The following is a 16,509-nucleotide window of genomic DNA, read 5'->3' on the forward strand; positions in this document are numbered from 1 at the left end:
CAGGTGAAGGGCAGCGAAAAGTTAATTCAGAATGGTGAAAGCAGTCGTAACGTGTTTCACGCCGCTTACACGGCTGGCGGTATCCGCAGCAGCTTTTCCTTCTCTGTCGGTCACCAGACCTAACAGGAAGACTTCTCCATCCTCGGTCGTGACCTTCACGTTAGAAGACTTAACCTGGTCGCTTGCCAGCAACTGCGAGCGAACTTTGGTCGTTATCCAGGTATCCGTTGACGCAGTACCCAGTCCAACCGGCGCCTTGTTGCGAATTTCGTTATAGACCTCGGTTGCGCCATCCACGCCCAGCGCGATTTGTTTCGCACGTGAGGCCAGTTCGGTATTCAGCGTTTGCCCTGTCAGCAGCACTTTTCCCTGATAGGCGGTGACGTTGATGCGGGCGTCTTTCTTCAGCTGTTCGTCTTTGCCCAGCGCGCTGTTAACGCGAAGTTCCAGCGTGCCGTCATCAACCTGAGTACCTACGGTACGCGGGTCCGTTGCGGTTTTCGTCGCGACGGCAGCAGTGCCGACAACCGCGGCGGCAACACAGCCCTGTAGCGCAAGCGCGGTGATAAGGACTGCAAGTGGCTTAAATGCCTTCATCTGTACTCCTTAATCGTCCTGGTGAGGGAATAACGTATTATCAATCAAATCACATAAGCAGTTGACCGTTAGCATGTGCATTTCCTGAATGCGCGCGCTGCGATGTGAAGGGATGCGGATTTCCACATCCTGCGGCCCTAACAGCCCGGCAAGCTCACCGCCGTCGTGGCCCGTGAGCGCAACAATGGTCATGTCGCGAGTGACCGCCGCTTCAACCGCTTTAACGATATCACGGCTGTTGCCACGCGTTGAGATAGCCAGCAGTACGTCTCCGGCATGCCCCAGCGCACGTACCTGTTTGGCATACACTTCTTCATGCAAACGGTCATTTGCAATAGCGGTTAAGACCACATTATCGGCATTAAGTGCGATGGCAGGTAAGCTTGGTCGCTCAGTTTCGAAGCGATTGATCATACTGGCAGCAAAATGCTGTGCGTTGGCAGCAGAGGTGCCGTTGCCACAACACAGAATTTTGTTGCCGTTAAGCAGCGACTGAACCAGCGTCATGGCTGCACGGGAGATAGCATCTGGCAGAGCTTCCGCTGCGGCAATCTGGGTTTGAATACTTTCCGTGAAGCAGGCTTTGATTCTTTCGAGCACGTTGTTCTACCTGGTTACTTTAAACATCTGCGGTAAACGCGTTGGTTAACCACTCTATTTCATTGCCGGTGAAGGCTAACACATCGAAACGGCAATCCACAGTATCAAAACTTCCTGATGTGCGGGCAAGCCAGTTCCGCGCGGTATGCAGCAACTTTTGCTGTTTGCTTCGGGTGACGCTTGCCGCAGCACCGCCAAAGCAATGGCTGCGACGGTAACGCACTTCGACAAACACAATCACATCGTGCTGTTGCATAATGAGGTCGATTTCGCCGCCGCGTATGTGAACGTTGGCGGCGATAAAGCGTAGTCCTTTACGCTCAAGAAAGCGGCGCGCCTGTAGTTCATAGTGCGCGCCTGCCTGTTGACGACTCAGTTGGCCGGGATGATTTGACCCTGAGAGAATTTCAGCCAATTTAACTTCCTGTTAATGACGCAGTCCTGGCTGGCGGAGAGCGTGCCGGTGTTGCCGCTCACCTGATAGCCCGGCACCTGACGGATTTGGGAGAAATGGTTTGCCAGCGACCAGGCGTCAGCTCCCATGGCGTACAGACGCGCCAGTGAGTAGTCGTTGCGCACAGCGGCCAGCGCCTGCTGTTGTAGTGCCGGATTGCCGCCGGAGAGCATTGGGATTTCACTAAACTGCAGGCCTTCCATCTCCAGACGGAAGTCCGGGCCGTTTACGCCCTGGGAGCTGCGGGAGCTGGCATAAAGCTGCGCGCTGCTGCGGCTGCCGGTGCGCATGGCGATCATCGGTTTGATAAGCGCCACTTCGTCCGGCGTGGCCAAGATATAGGCTGCATCTACGCCCTCGGCGGAACCTGCGGTAATTTGCGCATCGGTTGGCGGTGCAGGAATCGTCAGGCCGCCGAGGGTGACGGCTTCCTGCTGTGGTGCGGATGCGGCCACAGGAGAACCGGTTAGCGCAATGCCAGACCCGCTGTTAATGCCCTGTTTGAGTTCGCCCACAGAGCCAAATTGCTGCTGCAGCACGATGCCGCCGCCCAGTTTTTGCCACTCAGCGCTAAAGGCGCTGGTTACACGATCGCCTAATGCACTACGTGGCACCAGTAACAGCGGTGCACGATGGCCCTGCTGCCAGATATGGTCCGCTGCGTCTCGTGCTTCGTCTTCCGGAGAGAGGGCGAAGTAACAGATGTTCGGGCGGTTTTGCACGTTCTCCGGCTGGTTCAGCGCCAGAATATTCAGCGGGGTATTGCTGCTGGCGAGCCGATCGACGTTGTTTTTGAGCAGCGGGCCTACGACAAGCGTAGCGCCATCCTGCTGCGCCTGAGCGAGCACCTGATCTAACGGCTGCGAACTGGTATCGTAGATTTTTACTTCCGCAGAAGGGTTAGCCGGCGTTACCGCAGCGCTTTGTACCGCTGGTTGCGCCGGTTGCGGAGCCGACTGTGCCGCCGCCTGCTCATCGGTCAGATCGCTAACGGAGACGTCTGACGGGCTGGCTACAGCATCGGTGTCAGCCGTAGTTTGTTCTGCCGCTGGCTGCACGCTGGCATCCGGCGCGGGCGCAGGAGCGCTAGCCGTCTCAGCAGGTGCGGAACCATTATTTTTCGCCGCTTCAAAACCCTGCTGAATAGCGCGGCCAAATACCGCAGCCTGGCCGTTCAACGGCAGCAGCAGAGCAATTTTACCAACGGAAGCCTGCTGGTAATTTTGCATATTGCTTAACTGAGTCGGCAGCGTTTTTGCGCCCGGGTTCTGCGGGTAGCGGGTTTGCCAGTCTTTGATGCCAGCTTTCAGCATATTCGGGTCGTTGCGGTTGTCGTTCCAGACGCGCTGTAGATCCAGCCATCCTTGCAGAGTATTTTCGTTCGCATTGATAACCATGGCGCTCATTTGTGCAGGCGTAAACTGAGACAATGCCTGCCAGGTACCATCGATATTTTTTTGATGCGCCTCGCCCTTGAGCATTGGTTCCTGGGCTATATAGGCGCGCAGCAGCTCCAGCGATGGACGATTCTGGCTGGCATCAATCACCGCCTGATAATATCGCGCCTGCTGCTTTTTATTAAATGAGGAAGGGTTGAGCTTAACAAGCAGCGCATTTGCTGCGGCATAATCTTGCTGGGCGATTTTAATTTCTGGCACCAGAAGCGACTGCTCCCGACGCTGGACATCGTCCATTTCCTGCGGCAACTGATTGTAGAGGTCTACCGCCCGTTGAGTTTTGCCTTCGCCCAGCAGCGCATGAATGGCGAGTAATTGCCATGTGGTCTTGCTATCATCTGCGCTTTGCTGCATCTGTTGCAGGTAATACGCAGAATCCGCAGTGGCTTCGCCCTGCACGTGAGCGGCGGACTGGTCCGGTGCTTTCGTGGTACAACCCGCAAAGATCAGGGCTGCAAGCACGACAGGCAGACAACGCCCGGCTTTAGAATGAGTAAGTTTAGACGGTAGCATGTTGTATCCAGTGAATTTTTCTTCTCAGCGTTCAATATTAAATCGGCAATACGGATGAAACAATGAAACAACTCGAAACGGCGGCGATTTCTGCCAGCACGCTCTACATCGTTCCGACTCCCATCGGTAACCTCGGCGATATCACACAGCGGGCGTTATCCGTGTTGCAAAGCGTTGACCTGATTGCTGCCGAAGATACTCGTCATACCGGTTTATTGCTGCAGCATTTTGCCATTAATGCGCGATTGTTCGCATTGCACGATCATAATGAACAACAAAAATCAGAAACATTACTGGCGAAGCTTCAGGAAGGGCAGAGTATCGCGCTGGTTTCAGACGCCGGTACGCCGTTGATTAACGATCCGGGCTATCACCTGGTGCGTACCTGCCGTGAAGCGGGTATTCGCGTCGTGCCGCTGCCCGGTCCTTGTGCCGCCATTGCAGCGTTAAGCGCGGCCGGGCTGCCATCGGATCGCTTCTGTTATGAAGGCTTCCTGCCCGCCAAATCCAAAGGGCGTCGCGATGCGCTAAAAGCCATTGAGCAAGAGCCGCGTACGCTGATTTTCTACGAATCAACCCATCGTTTGCTCGACAGTTTAGACGATATTTGCGCCGTGCTCGGTGAAACCCGTTACGTGGTGCTGGCGCGCGAACTGACCAAAACCTGGGAGTCGATTCATGGCGCGCCAGTTGGCGAACTGGCGGCATGGGTTAAAGAAGACGAGAACCGTCGCAAAGGCGAGATGGTGCTGATCGTCGAAGGCTTCAGGGTTCAAAGCGATGACGCGCTGCCAGCCGATGCGTTACGTACACTCGCGCTGCTGCAAACCGAACTCCCGCTGAAAAAAGCCGCTGCGCTTGCTGCCGAAATTCATGGCGTAAAGAAGAATGCGCTTTATAAATATGCTTTAGAGCAGCAGGGTCAGGAGCGCCTTTAACAGCCTTCCGGTAAAAAGCTGGATGGGTTCGTCAGGATGAAATTGATGTGGTAGTTGGGGAATAATCCCGGCTTACGCTCGGCCGTCGAAAGCTGCTGAGCGCCTCCCATCCTTCCCTGGGCGCCCGTCTTTCCTATGGGGATAACTGAGGAGGCACTTTATCAAGTCCGAAAGGGCATGTTTTTAAATGGCATTTTCCCTTAAAGTCACATAGGGCCGGCTTAACTTCGGCGTTTCCGGGACAGTCAGACTGTGCAAGCATGGTGCGCCAGAGTGTGGCATTGAAAGGGATGACGTTGCACATCGTTAATTGACTTATCTGTCCGTTAATAAACACTCCTAAATTACTGGTCACTATTTCATCGCCCGGCATCATAAAATGTGATGCTTTATACCAAAGCATAAGTTTTAATTCCCGACAGGAAACAATACAAGAGAAAGCGGTTCCCGTTGTCGGGCTTATTAAAGAATCAATTACAGTCCATTTCATATACTTCTCCAGGGCGAAACTAATTGGCAGATATTTAACGCGAAAGACGTCGCAAGATATAAAATCTTGTAAGCGAAGGGTGATGACAGTAGATAAATTCAAAATGCTTATGCGTCAACGAATCTTTTCAGACGATATCCTTATGCTTAGTAAGTGGTAACCTATAGCGTAGACTATCCTAATTTTGCAGGCTATTGAAAATGTGAAAAAACTTTAATTATTTTAATAAAATTCTTATTTTTCAAAAAGATATTTACCTATGTTTTTCTGAACTTATTCATTTTGGTGAAAATTAAACCAAAAAAAATTTTCCATGTAAAATGTGTGTAATTTATTCAAAAACTTGAATTATTCTTAATAATTATCATGATAATGAGAACGGCAATGCTAAGGGTGACGATTAATTATTGTTCAACGTTCCGTGAACTTTACCGGCTGAAATCAAACGATTAAGTATTTTGGGCAAAAATTAGCGCCTTATGATTTCTCTTCGATGATTGTTTTGCTAATGAATGTAAAGTAAGAGAATCAGACATAATCCTTTCAGCTTGATCTTTATTAAAGACCTTCTACTTTTTCCATTGGATATTTTTAAATCCGCATTTGCGTCTGATAAATAATGTCAATCAAGGAGAGGTAGAATGTCTCAGGAGCCTGTAAAAAATGATCAACAGCAAGAAAAGAGCATGCTGGCAGAGAAGTTTTCCGCCGCGGACGCCTCCTGGCAGATGGGCAGCGTAGTGCTGGAGATATTGATAGCGGGAAAGCCGCTGTCGAATAAAGAGGTGATGGCGACCCTGATTAATCGCCTTGAGCGGGAAGATGATGTCCTGACGCTGGATACCTATCGCCAGCTCCTTGAGTACGTGGTTTATCAGACGGTCGGGGAAAGTTGAGTCAGTACGCAGGGTGACGTCTGTAAGGCGGGTAGGCCTGCGCTACCCGCCAGATTGTTATTTTTACAAAGATCAGGTTACCGGGGCAGGGTTAAATACCGCCAGCGCGTTGTGTAATCCCCATTGATCCGAAAAGGTTTTCTTGCGGCCGCTTGCGACATCAAGAATTAATTTAAACAGTTCCCAACCCACATCTTCAATGGTGGCCTCGCCGGTGGCGATGGTGCCCGCGTTGATATCCATCAGATCGTACCAACGGTTGGCCAGCGCGGTGCGGGTCGCCATTTTAATAACCGGTACTGCCAACAGGCCGTATGGCGTGCCGCGTCCGGTAGTGAAGACCTGCACGGTAATGCCGGATGCTACCTGTTGCGTGCCGCAGACAAAATCACTCGCTGGGGTGGCCGCATAGATAAGACCGCGTTTGGTTGGACGCTGACCCGGTGAAAGCACTTCCACAATCGCGCTCTGGCCTGATTTAGCGATGGAGCCAAGGGCTTTTTCCACCACGTTTGCCAGTCCGCCTTTTTTGTTTCCCGGTGACGGGTTGGCGCTGCGATCGGTTTTACCCATGTCCAGGTAGTTGTCGTACCATTCCATCTCTTCGAGCAGGCGTTTTCCTACTTCTTCATTGATGGCTCGCGGAGTTAACAGGTGAATGGCGTCACGGACCTCAGTGACTTCAGAGAACATTACCGTTGCACCGCAGCGCACTAAAAGATCGGCGGCATAGCCAACGGCCGGATTAGCCGTCACGCCTGAGAACGCATCGCTGCCGCCGCACTGCATACCGACTACCAGCTCTGAGGCCGGGCAGGTTTCCCGCTGACGCTGGTTAAGTTTTTGTAAGTGGCGCTCTGCAACGGCCAGAATATCCTCCACCATTGATTTGAAGCCGACGTGATGTTCATCCTGCAGACGGACGATGCTGGCGTCGGCTGGTGAAATGGGCTGGACGTCGTCGGTACCTTCCAGCAGGCGTTCTGGCTGAAGTTTTTCACAGCCGAGGCCAATCACCATCACTTCGCCGCCGAAGTTTGGGTTCAGAGCAATATTATGAATGGTGCGAACAGGAATCACCGCGGCCGGGGCGTTAATGGCCACGCCGCAGCCATAAAGATGATTCAGTCCCACCACGCCGTCAACGTTCGGATAGCGGGGCAGTAAATCACGTTCAATGATTTTGATAACATAGTCCACAACGCCTGCGACGCAGTGCACGCTGGTAGTGATGCCGAGGAGATTTTTAGTGCCGACGCTGCCGTCTGCGTTGCGATAGCCTTCAAAAGTGTAACCTTCAAGTTTTGGCAACGGCTGCGGGACTTTTGTGGCCAATGGCAACGTATGCAGCGGCGGCGCTTCAGGCAGAGCCACCAATGATTCATCGATCCAGCTGCCTTGCTTAATGTCACGCACCGCATAGCCGATCGTTTCACCGTAGCGAATAATTGCGCCACGGGCAGGAATATCGACCAGCGCAACTTTATGGCCCTGCGGGATATGCTCAATTAACGTCAGTCCATTCGCAAACTGAGCACCTGTTTTCAGGCCGTTGTCGTTAACAATAATGGCTACGTTATCGGCTTCATGAACCTTAATATAAAAGGCCGTAGGCGGTTGCTTTCTAATTTCGATCTCTGACATGTTTCACGCTTCTCCAGGTATAAATATATTTATAAAGTCGCGGCCTTAGATTAATTGTCGACTCAGGATCGCTCGCTACCTAAATAATGTCAGGCCGATAAATATAAGGGTGTGATGCAGATCACCTAACGCCACCACGTCTTTCCTGACCGCAGCATAATATAAAAATATGTGCAATACGCCCCATCAATATGTACATATGCTTATAATAATCATCTTATAGCACTGCTTTCTTGTGCAATTGCCTAATGCACGCGCGTCCCGTGCTGATTATACTTTGTTGCGTGTCATAAACGCTGAATTAGTTACCGTTAGCAACGCTCATCAGAATAAACAGAACAAAACCTGAATCAAAAAAGGGGAATGGAGCTAATGTTTAATATTATTAATTATCTTTATCGCGCCGAAGATTAACTATGCTGACCGTGCCGCACTTTTTATATATCGATACCGATCGTGTCAGATAATAATCAAACGTATGGAATTGCAGCAGCAAGCCATGAAACATTAAGGTAAACCTCATGAATAACAACGTATTCCCGAATAAATTTAAGGCTGCGTTGGCGGCCCACCAGGTACAAATCGGCTGCTGGTCGGCACTAGCTAACCCCATCAGCACCGAAGTACTGGGACTTGCCGGATTCGACTGGATTGTGCTGGATGGAGAACACGCTCCAAACGATATCACTACGTTTATTCCACAACTGATGGCGCTCACCGGCAGCCAGAGCGCCCCGGTCGTTCGTGCGCCCACTAACGATCCAGTGATAATTAAGCGTCTACTGGATATCGGCTTCTATAACTTCCTGATTCCCTTTGTAGAAACTCAGGAAGAAGCGGCGCTGGCGGTTTCTTCTACGCGTTACCCACCGGAAGGTATTCGCGGCGTGTCCGTTTCGCATCGCGCCAATATGTTTGGCACCGTGCCGGACTATTTCGCTCAGTCGAACAAAAATATCACCGTTCTTGTGCAGATCGAAAGCCAGCAGGGCGTGGATAACGTGGATGCGATTGCGGGCACCAACGGTGTGGACGGCATCTTCGTCGGGCCAGGCGATCTGGCGGCGGCATTAGGCCATCTGGGCAACGCATCCCACCCGGAAGTGCAGCGTTGTATCCAGCACATTTTCGCCCGTGCCAAAGCGTTCGACAAACCAGCAGGGATTCTGGCGCCCGTTGAAGCAGACGCTAAACGTTACCTGGAATGGGGAGCGACTTTTGTAGCGGTTGGCAGCGATTTGGGCGTTTTCCGCTCTGCTACGCAGAAGCTGTGCGACCAGTTTAAAAAATAACTTCCATCCGTTAATAACGAGAGAGTAAAGCTATGACAATGAAAGTTGGGTTTATCGGCCTTGGCATCATGGGCAAGCCAATGAGTAAAAACCTTATTAAAGCCGGTTATTCGCTGGTGGTCACCGACCATAATGCAGAGGCGATTGCTGAAGTGATTGCCGCTGGTGCAGAAACTGCCACCACCCCAAAAGAAATTGCTGAGCAGTGCGATGTGGTAATCACTATGCTGCCTAATTCCCCACATGTGAAAGAGGTTGCGCTGGGTGAAAATGGCATTATTGAAGGGGCGAAACCGGGCACCGTGGTTATCGACATGAGCTCCATCGCGCCGCTGGCGAGCCGTGAAATCAGTGAGGCGTTGCAAGCCAAAGGCATCAATATGCTGGACGCGCCGGTCAGCGGCGGCGAACCAAAAGCTATCGACGGCACGCTGTCCGTAATGGTGGGTGGCGATAAAGCGATTTTCGATCGGTATTACGATCTGCTCAAAACCATGGCAGGTTCCGTGGTGCATACCGGAGATATCGGGGCGGGCAACGTGACCAAACTGGCGAATCAGGTGATTGTGGCGCTGAATATTGCTGCAATGTCTGAAGCCTTAGTGCTGGCAACCAAGGCCGGCGTGAATCCTGAGCTGGTATTCCAGGCGATTCGTGGCGGCCTTGCGGGCAGCACCGTTCTGGAAGCGAAAGCGCCGATGGTGATGGACCGTAACTTCAAACCCGGTTTCCGTATCGATCTGCATATTAAAGATCTCGCGAATGCGCTGGATACTTCTCATGGCGTGGGCGCGCAGCTTCCTTTGACCGCTGCCGTTATGGAGATGATGCAGGCGCTGCGTGCTGACGGCCACGGTAACGACGACCACAGCGCAATTGCCTGCTACTACGAAAAACTGGCGAAAGTTGAAGTCACAAAGAATTGAGAGGACGCCTGGCGCACCCTGCTTTTCTCAGGCCGAATCAGGCATGGATTATTATGAAAATCGTTATTGCCCCCGACTCTTATAAAGAAAGCCTTTCCGCTATTGAAGTGGCACAGGCTATCGAAAAGGGGTTTCGTGAAATATTCCCTGATGCCCAATACGTTTCTGTCCCGGTCGCGGATGGCGGCGAGGGTACTGTCGATGCAATGATTAGTGCAACGCAGGGTTCTAAAGTTGTCTCGTTGGTCACCGGGCCGCTGGGCGAGACCGTGAAAGCCTGCTGGGGTATGTCTGGTGACGGTAAAACTGCATTTATCGAGATGGCGGAAGCCAGCGGTCTTGCGCTAGTGCCGATTGAGAAACGCAACCCGCTTGTGACCACCTCGCGCGGTACCGGAGAATTGATATTGCGTGCGCTGGATAGCGGCGTGCGCAATATCATTATCGGTATTGGCGGCAGCGCCACTAACGATGGCGGCGCCGGGATGATGCAGGCGCTGGGCGCAAAATTGGTTGATGCGGCTGGCAAAGCGGTCAGCCCGGGCGGCGGCGGTTTGCTGAGTCTGAACAGCATTGATATTTCCGGGCTGGATAAGCGTCTGGAAAGCTGCGCGATTAACGTGGCATGCGATGTGACTAATCCATTGACTGGCGGTAACGGCGCATCCCGAATTTTTGGGCCGCAGAAAGGCGCCAACGAGGCCATGATTGTCGAGCTGGATCGCAATCTGGCGCATTTTGCGCAAGTGATAAAAAAATATCTGCGTATAGATGTGGAAAACACACCGGGGGCGGGCGCAGCAGGCGGCATGGGAGCCGCGTTAATGGCCTTCCTTGGCGCTGATTTACGCAGCGGTATTGAGATTGTTACCGAAGCCCTGAACCTGGAGGAGCATATACATAACTGCTCGCTGGTGGTGACAGGTGAAGGGCGCATGGATAGCCAAAGTATTCGTGGAAAAGTTCCCGTAGGCGTTGCGGCAGTAGCAAAAAGGTATCGTAAGCCGGTGATTGGCATTGCCGGCTCCCTGGCCTACGATGTTGCGGTGGTGCATCAGCACGGTATTGATGCGGTGTTCAGCGTACTCAATAGCGTTGATACGCTGGATGAAGCGCTGAAAAACGCCTTCGAAAACATTTATCGCGCCTCGCGTAATATCGCCGCAACGGTTGCTATTGGCATGAAAACTACCGGCTAAGTCAGCGTGACATGGGCGCGTAAACCCTCTATACTTCGCGCCGAAGCTGACCAGGCAGTCGCCGCTTCGTCGTCGTCCTCTTAGGGGGAGACGGGCGGAGGGGAGGAAAGTCCGGGCTCCATAGGGCAGGGTGCCAGGTAACGCCTGGGAGGCGCAAGCCTACGACCAGTGCAACAGAGAGCAAACCGCCGATGGCCCGCGCAAGCGGGATCAGGTAAGGGTGAAAGGGTGCGGTAAGAGCGCACCGCGCGTCTGGTAACAGTTCGCGGCACGGTAAACTCCACCCGGAGCAAGGCCAAATAGGGGTTCATAAGGTACGGCCCGTACTGAACCCGGGTAGGCTGCTTGAGCCAGTGAGCGATTGCTGGCCTAGATGAATGACTGTCCACGACAGAACCCGGCTTAACGGTCAGCTTCAACCATTCAAGGAAACGCCCGGTACAGTGAAAATTGTACCGGGCGTTTTGCTGTGGATGCGGCGTAAAGATGAGCGACTGCTCACGACGCTCTTCATAAAAGAAAGCGGCTTAACGATCAGCTTCAACCATTCAAGGAAACGCCCGGTACAGTGAAAATTGTACCGGGCGTTTTGCTGTGGATGCGGCGTAAAGATGAGCGACTGCTCACGACGCTCTTCATAAAAGAAAGCGGCTTAACGATCAGCTTCAGCCATTCAGGGAAACGCCCGGTACAGTGAAAAGTGTATCGGGCGTTTTGCTGTGGATGAGGCATCAGGATGAATGCCTGTCCACGACGCTCTTCATAAAAGGAAGCGGCTTAACGGTCAGCTTCAGCCATTCAAAGATGTCCCGTACAGTGAAAATTGTACCGGGCGTTTTGCTGTGGATGCGGCATCAGGATGAATGACGGTTCATAAGGCGTCTGGCATTACTTTTTACGTATTAATAAAGAACGATCGATAAACTCATGCGTCACCGGATCGTAATAACGTGAAGGCCAGATTAGCCATGGCTCCGTTCCCAGCGCCTTCGCAATAATATATTCACCTTTGGGCCAGGGACGAGTTAAAGCATTAGCTAAGGTGGCCGAATTTAACCCAGCTTTGCGCGATTCTGCCGCAAGGGATGTTCCCCGTTTGCGAAGGCCTGCGATAATGTCCGCAGGATGCCAGTCCGTCTGTTCTTTATCCATTGTTCCTTCCTATAACAATCTTCTTTCCTGTGCATTTATGCTTCATTTGGAATTTATAACACATGTTGATTTAATAATTTCCAATAAAAAATAACAATGCTCAGATCTGTGTTTTAAAACACAAAACCATGTGAAAACTTATGCATAAGCGTTGCAGAGGAAGAGCGTCTGAAGAGGATAAACTGTTTTTATTGGAAACTTTGCGCGCCAGTTAATGACGCGCAAGATAGATTATCGATCGCGTTGAACAGCCATATGTGCCAGAGCAATTAAAGCTTCTTTATGCTCGTTTTCCGGCAAGGCGCTGAGGGCTTCGATGGCTTTATCCGCCTCTTGTTCTGCACGAAGGCGGGTCCACTCCAGCGAACCGCAAGCGGCCATTGCCTCCAGAACAGGCTGTAGCAAATGACGGCCGTTACCCTGCTCGATGGCTTCACGGATCATCCGGGTCTGTTCTGGCGTACCATTTCGCATGGCGTGCAGTAAAGGAAGCGTCGGTTTGCCTTCGTTAAGGTCATCTCCCACATTTTTACCCAGCGTTTGGCCATCCGCACTGTAGTCCAGTAAATCGTCGATAAGCTGGAAGGCAGTGCCAAGATAGCGTCCATAATCCTGTAAAGCCTGCTCCTGTTCGGCAGTAGCTTCGGCCAAAATTCCGGAGCATTGCGCTGCCGCTTCGAACAATCGCGCGGTTTTGCTGTAAATCACACGCATATAGCTTTCTTCGGTGATGTCCGGGTCGTTACAGTTCATCAACTGCAGCACTTCTCCTTCTGCAATCACGTTGACTGCTTCGGACATGACTTCAAGAACCTTCAGCGAGCCCAGTTGCGTCATCATCTGGAAGGCGCGGGTGTAGATAAAGTCCCCCACCAGAACGCTTGCCGCGTTACCAAATGCCGCGTTGGCCGTTGCTTTGCCGCGACGCATGTCTGATTCGTCTACCACATCGTCGTGAAGCAGCGTGGCGGTGTGGATAAACTCGATCAAAGCGGCAATGTTGATATGCGCGCGGCCCTGATAGCCGAGCGCTCGTGCGGCAAGTACCGCGATCGTTGGGCGTATGCGTTTCCCGCCGCCGCTAACGATGTAATAGCCTAACTGGTTGATCAGTTGAACATCCGAATTTAACTGTTCAAGGATGACCGCGTTGACACCCGCCATATCTTGCGCGGTTAACTCATTAATTTTTTCTAAATTCATCGCAGAAGTCTGGCTTACAGTCCTGTTTACCACATGTTGTTATGGAATAACGTGGAGGTAGAGAAGTGATAATGTAGTACAGATTGTACTGAAAAAACGAGGCAGATAAACGTTGTCTGTGATGTTGCGTTTTTTTTCTACGAGTATGCACAATCGGGCTTGTCAAATGCTCCGTGTTTGCGTAATATTCGCGCCCTATTGTGAATATTTATAGCGCCACCTGAAACCAATGTAAGGTGTGTGCGGAAAGCGGAGTTTTATATGTACGCGGTTTTCCAAAGTGGTGGTAAACAACACCGAGTAAGCGAAGGTCAGACCGTTCGCCTGGAAAAGCTGGACATCGCAACTGGCGAGTCTGTTGAGTTCGCAGAAGTTCTGATGATCGCTAATGGCGAAGAAATCAAAATCGGCGTTCCTTTCGTTGATGGCGGCGTAATCAAAGCTGAAGTTGTTGCTCACGGTCGTGGCGAGAAAATTAAAATTGTTAAGTTTCGTCGTCGTAAACACTACCGTAAGCAGCAAGGTCATCGTCAGTGGTTCACTGATGTGAAAATCACTGGCATCAGCGCTTAATACAGAGGAGCAGATTAAATGGCACATAAAAAGGCTGGCGGCTCAACTCGTAACGGTCGCGATTCCGAAGCTAAACGTCTGGGCGTAAAACGTTTCGGCGGTGAAGCAGTTCTGGCAGGCAGCATTATCGTTCGTCAACGTGGTACTAAATTCCACGCTGGCAGCAACGTAGGTTGCGGCAAAGATCATACTCTGTTCGCTTTGACTGACGGTAAAGTTAAGTTCGAAGTTAAAGGCCCGAAAAACCGTAAGTTCATCAGCATCGTTGCTGAATAAGTTTTTCGCGTCCCGGTAACGGATTGAAGCCCCGCAACACGTTGCGGGGCTTTTTACATTCTGCGCCCGGTAAATTAATGCAGTACCAGGGAACTTCAGTATGAAACAGCAGGCGGGGATCGGCATTCTTTTGGCATTAACCACGGCTGTTTGCTGGGGAGCTTTGCCAATAGCAATGAAGCAGGTGCTGACGGTCATGGAGCCGCCGACCGTGGTTTTTTACCGCTTCCTGATGGCCAGCCTTGGCCTGGGCTCCATTCTCGCCCTGCGCGGTAAGCTGCCTCCGATGCGTATTTTCCGCAAGCCGCGTTGGCTGGTGTTGCTGGCGATCGCCACGGGCGGCCTGTTCGGTAACTTTCTGCTGTTTAGTTCTTCCCTGCAGTACCTGAGCCCAACGGCTTCTCAGGTTATTGGCCAGCTTTCTCCCGTGGGGATGATGGTGGCAAGCGTGGTTGTGCTGAAAGAGAAAATGCGCGGCACGCAGGTCATTGGAGCCATAATGCTGCTTTGCGGGCTGGTGATGTTCTTTAATACCAGTCTGATAGAAATTTTTACCCGCCTGACGGATTACACTCTTGGGGTGATTTTTGGCGTTCTGGCGGCGACGGTGTGGGTCACCTATGGCGTGGCGCAGAAGGTATTATTACGCCGTCTGGCCTCGCAACAGATCCTCTTTTTGCTGTACACTTTGTGTACTGTTGCGTTGTTGCCTTTAGCGCAGTTGAATATGATTTTTCAGCTTAGCGGGTGGCAACTGGCATGTTTAATTTTCTGCGGCCTGAATACGCTGGTTGGGTATGGGGCGCTGGCAGAAGCAATGGCCCGGTGGCAGGCGGCGCAGGTCAGCGCGCTTATTACGCTGACGCCGCTGTTTACCTTGCTGTTTTCAGATTTATTAGCGTTAGCCTGGCCCGATTTCTTCGCCATGCCGTTGCTTAACCTCGTGGGTTATGCCGGCGCGTTTGTCGTGGTTGCGGGCGCTATGTATTCCGCCATTGGTCACCGTCTTTGGGGACGCTGGCACAAAACCGAAGCTGTCATTCCAGTACAACGTTCGGGCGAATGATTTACGGAGAAGTGAAATGAAGTTTGTTGATGAAGCAACGATCCTGGTCGTAGCAGGTGATGGCGGTAACGGCTGCGTTAGCTTCCGTCGTGAAAAATATATCCCAAGGGGTGGCCCGGACGGCGGTGATGGCGGTGATGGCGGTGATGTCTGGCTGGAAGCCGATGAAAATCTCAATACCCTGATCGATTATCGCTTCGAGAAATCTTTCCGCGCGGAACGCGGCCAGAACGGCCAGAGCCGTGACTGTACCGGCAAGCGTGGTAAAGACGTAACGGTTAAAGTACCTGTCGGGACGCGTGTTATCGATGGCGGTACCGGCGAGACCATGGGGGACATGACGCAGCACGGCCAGAAATTAATGGTCGCTAAAGGCGGCTGGCACGGCCTGGGCAATACCCGTTTCAAATCGTCCGTTAACCGTACCCCGCGTCAAAAAACCATGGGTACGCCGGGTGAAAAGCGTGATTTGCAGCTTGAACTGATGCTGCTGGCTGATGTTGGCATGCTGGGTCTGCCGAATGCGGGTAAATCTACCTTTATCCGTTCCGTTTCTGCTGCAAAACCAAAAGTTGCTGATTATCCGTTTACCACGCTGGTGCCAAGCCTCGGTGTGGTGCGTATGGATAACGAGAAAAGCTTTGTGGTGGCCGACATTCCTGGTTTGATCGAAGGCGCAGCCGAAGGTGCGGGCCTGGGGATTCGCTTCCTGAAGCACCTTGAGCGTTGCCGCGTGCTGCTTCACCTTATTGATATCGCTCCGATCGACGAATCCGATCCGGTGGAAAACGCCCGTATTATTATTGGCGAGCTGGAAAAATACAGCGCTAAACTGGCAGAGAAACCGCGTTGGCTGGTGTTCAACAAAGTCGATTTGATGAGCCAGGAAGAAGCCGAAGCGCGCGCTAAAGAAATTGCGGCGGCGATGGGCTGGGAAGATAAGTTCTATCTTATCTCTGCGGTTAATCGCGAAGGCGTCAACGCGCTGTGCTGGGACGTGATGGACTTTATCATCGCTAATCCGAAGGTTAGCGAAGTCGTACCGGTGGCGCCTGAGAAGGTTGAGTTCATGTGGGACGACTACCACCAGCAACAGCTCGACGCTGCGGAAGCTGAAGAAGACGATGACTGGGATGACGACTGGGATGAAGATGACGACGAAGGCGTCGAAATCATTTATCAGAAGTAATCAGCACAAGCTTTGTCGGTAGTCTGTAGGGCCGGTATCGCTGG

General features: G+C 52.0%; 17 protein-coding genes and 1 other RNA gene. 10 read left to right on the top strand and 8 right to left on the bottom strand.

Annotated elements, in window-relative coordinates; genetic code table 11:
- Nucleotides 1–21: 21 nt before the first annotated feature.
- From dolP to E2L00_RS08845, 4 genes are read right to left on the bottom strand one after another with little or no spacing between them, the layout of a single operon-like run.
- Nucleotides 22–597 (bottom strand): division/outer membrane stress-associated lipid-binding lipoprotein, encoded by a 576-nt coding sequence (dolP, locus tag E2L00_RS08830; RefSeq protein WP_167609999.1) that lies wholly within the window; start codon nt 595–597, stop codon nt 22–24.
- Nucleotides 598–606: 9 nt separating this feature from the next.
- Nucleotides 607–1,197: a DnaA initiator-associating protein DiaA gene (gene diaA / locus E2L00_RS08835; protein ID WP_167610001.1), complete on the bottom strand. Its 591-nt coding sequence runs from the start codon at nt 1,195–1,197 to the stop codon at nt 607–609.
- A 19-nt stretch (nt 1,198–1,216) separates the two neighbouring features.
- Nucleotides 1,217–1,612: a YraN family protein gene (locus E2L00_RS08840; protein ID WP_167610004.1), complete on the bottom strand. Its 396-nt coding sequence runs from the start codon at nt 1,610–1,612 to the stop codon at nt 1,217–1,219.
- Nucleotides 1,570–3,621: a penicillin-binding protein activator gene (locus E2L00_RS08845; protein WP_167610007.1), complete on the bottom strand. Its 2,052-nt coding sequence runs from the start codon at nt 3,619–3,621 to the stop codon at nt 1,570–1,572. The genes E2L00_RS08840 and E2L00_RS08845 overlap by 43 nt, the downstream gene beginning before the upstream one ends.
- Nucleotides 3,622–3,683: 62 nt before the next feature.
- On the opposite strand from E2L00_RS08845, the gene rsmI reads away from it, so the two are divergent.
- A complete protein-coding gene (gene rsmI, locus E2L00_RS08850; RefSeq protein WP_167610010.1) occupies nt 3,684–4,559 on the top strand; it encodes a 16S rRNA (cytidine(1402)-2'-O)-methyltransferase in 876 nt (291 codons plus the stop codon).
- A gap of 133 nt (nt 4,560–4,692) precedes the next feature.
- Here the strand turns inward: rsmI and iraM are convergent, their stop codons facing one another.
- The gene (gene iraM, locus E2L00_RS08855) at nt 4,693–5,049 is read right to left on the bottom strand and encodes an anti-adapter protein IraM (protein WP_167610013.1); all 357 of its coding nucleotides are present in this window, start codon (nt 5,047–5,049) and stop codon (nt 4,693–4,695) included.
- Nucleotides 5,050–5,690: 641 nt separating this feature from the next.
- Here iraM and E2L00_RS08860 point away from each other — a divergent pair.
- Nucleotides 5,691–5,945, top strand: a complete 255-nt coding sequence (locus E2L00_RS08860; protein WP_167610016.1) for a biofilm development regulator YmgB/AriR family protein — start codon at nt 5,691–5,693, stop codon at nt 5,943–5,945.
- A gap of 72 nt (nt 5,946–6,017) precedes the next feature.
- Here the strand turns inward: E2L00_RS08860 and garD are convergent, their stop codons facing one another.
- Nucleotides 6,018–7,589 carry a galactarate dehydratase gene (gene garD, locus E2L00_RS08865; protein ID WP_167610019.1) on the bottom strand — a complete coding sequence of 524 codons (1,572 nt, stop codon included), beginning with the start codon at nt 7,587–7,589 and terminating at the stop codon, nt 6,018–6,020.
- A 521-nt stretch (nt 7,590–8,110) separates the two neighbouring features.
- Here garD and garL point away from each other — a divergent pair.
- From garL to rnpB, 4 genes are all read left to right on the top strand, one after another.
- On the top strand, nt 8,111–8,881 hold the full coding sequence (gene garL, locus E2L00_RS08870) for a 2-dehydro-3-deoxyglucarate aldolase (RefSeq protein ID WP_167610021.1): 771 nt from the start codon (nt 8,111–8,113) through the stop codon (nt 8,879–8,881).
- 32 nt (nt 8,882–8,913) lie between these two features.
- Nucleotides 8,914–9,807, top strand: coding sequence for a 2-hydroxy-3-oxopropionate reductase (garR, locus tag E2L00_RS08875; protein ID WP_167610023.1), 894 nt, complete (start codon nt 8,914–8,916; stop codon nt 9,805–9,807).
- A gap of 53 nt (nt 9,808–9,860) precedes the next feature.
- The gene (garK, locus tag E2L00_RS08880) at nt 9,861–11,006 is read left to right on the top strand and encodes a glycerate 2-kinase (RefSeq protein WP_167610026.1); all 1,146 of its coding nucleotides are present in this window, start codon (nt 9,861–9,863) and stop codon (nt 11,004–11,006) included.
- Between the two features lie 42 nt (nt 11,007–11,048).
- Nucleotides 11,049–11,427: RNase P RNA component class A (rnpB, locus tag E2L00_RS08885), an RNA gene on the top strand.
- Nucleotides 11,428–11,894: 467 nt separating this feature from the next.
- On the opposite strand, the gene sfsB is transcribed toward rnpB, so the two are convergent.
- Nucleotides 11,895–12,158 carry a DNA-binding transcriptional regulator SfsB gene (gene sfsB / locus E2L00_RS08890; protein WP_167610029.1) on the bottom strand — a complete coding sequence of 88 codons (264 nt, stop codon included), beginning with the start codon at nt 12,156–12,158 and terminating at the stop codon, nt 11,895–11,897.
- 231 nt (nt 12,159–12,389) lie between these two features.
- Nucleotides 12,390–13,361: an octaprenyl diphosphate synthase gene (gene ispB / locus E2L00_RS08895; protein ID WP_167610032.1), complete on the bottom strand. Its 972-nt coding sequence runs from the start codon at nt 13,359–13,361 to the stop codon at nt 12,390–12,392.
- A 261-nt stretch (nt 13,362–13,622) separates the two neighbouring features.
- Here ispB and rplU point away from each other — a divergent pair, with 261 nt between their 5' ends.
- From rplU to cgtA, 4 genes are all read left to right on the top strand, one after another.
- Nucleotides 13,623–13,934: a 50S ribosomal protein L21 gene (gene rplU, locus E2L00_RS08900; protein ID WP_121267729.1), complete on the top strand. Its 312-nt coding sequence runs from the start codon at nt 13,623–13,625 to the stop codon at nt 13,932–13,934.
- Nucleotides 13,935–13,952: 18 nt separating this feature from the next.
- Nucleotides 13,953–14,210, top strand: coding sequence for a 50S ribosomal protein L27 (gene rpmA, locus E2L00_RS08905; RefSeq protein ID WP_121267728.1), 258 nt, complete (start codon nt 13,953–13,955; stop codon nt 14,208–14,210).
- A 100-nt stretch (nt 14,211–14,310) separates the two neighbouring features.
- Entirely contained in the window at nt 14,311–15,276 is a 966-nt protein-coding gene (locus E2L00_RS08910; protein ID WP_167610035.1) for a DMT family transporter, read from the top strand.
- Nucleotides 15,277–15,292: 16 nt separating this feature from the next.
- Nucleotides 15,293–16,465 carry an Obg family GTPase CgtA gene (gene cgtA, locus E2L00_RS08915; RefSeq protein WP_167610049.1) on the top strand — a complete coding sequence of 391 codons (1,173 nt, stop codon included), beginning with the start codon at nt 15,293–15,295 and terminating at the stop codon, nt 16,463–16,465.
- Nucleotides 16,466–16,509 lie beyond the last annotated feature (44 nt).

It is taken from the genome of Cedecea colo, assembly GCF_011808225.1.
Taxonomy (GTDB): domain Bacteria; phylum Pseudomonadota; class Gammaproteobacteria; order Enterobacterales; family Enterobacteriaceae; genus Dryocola; species Dryocola colo.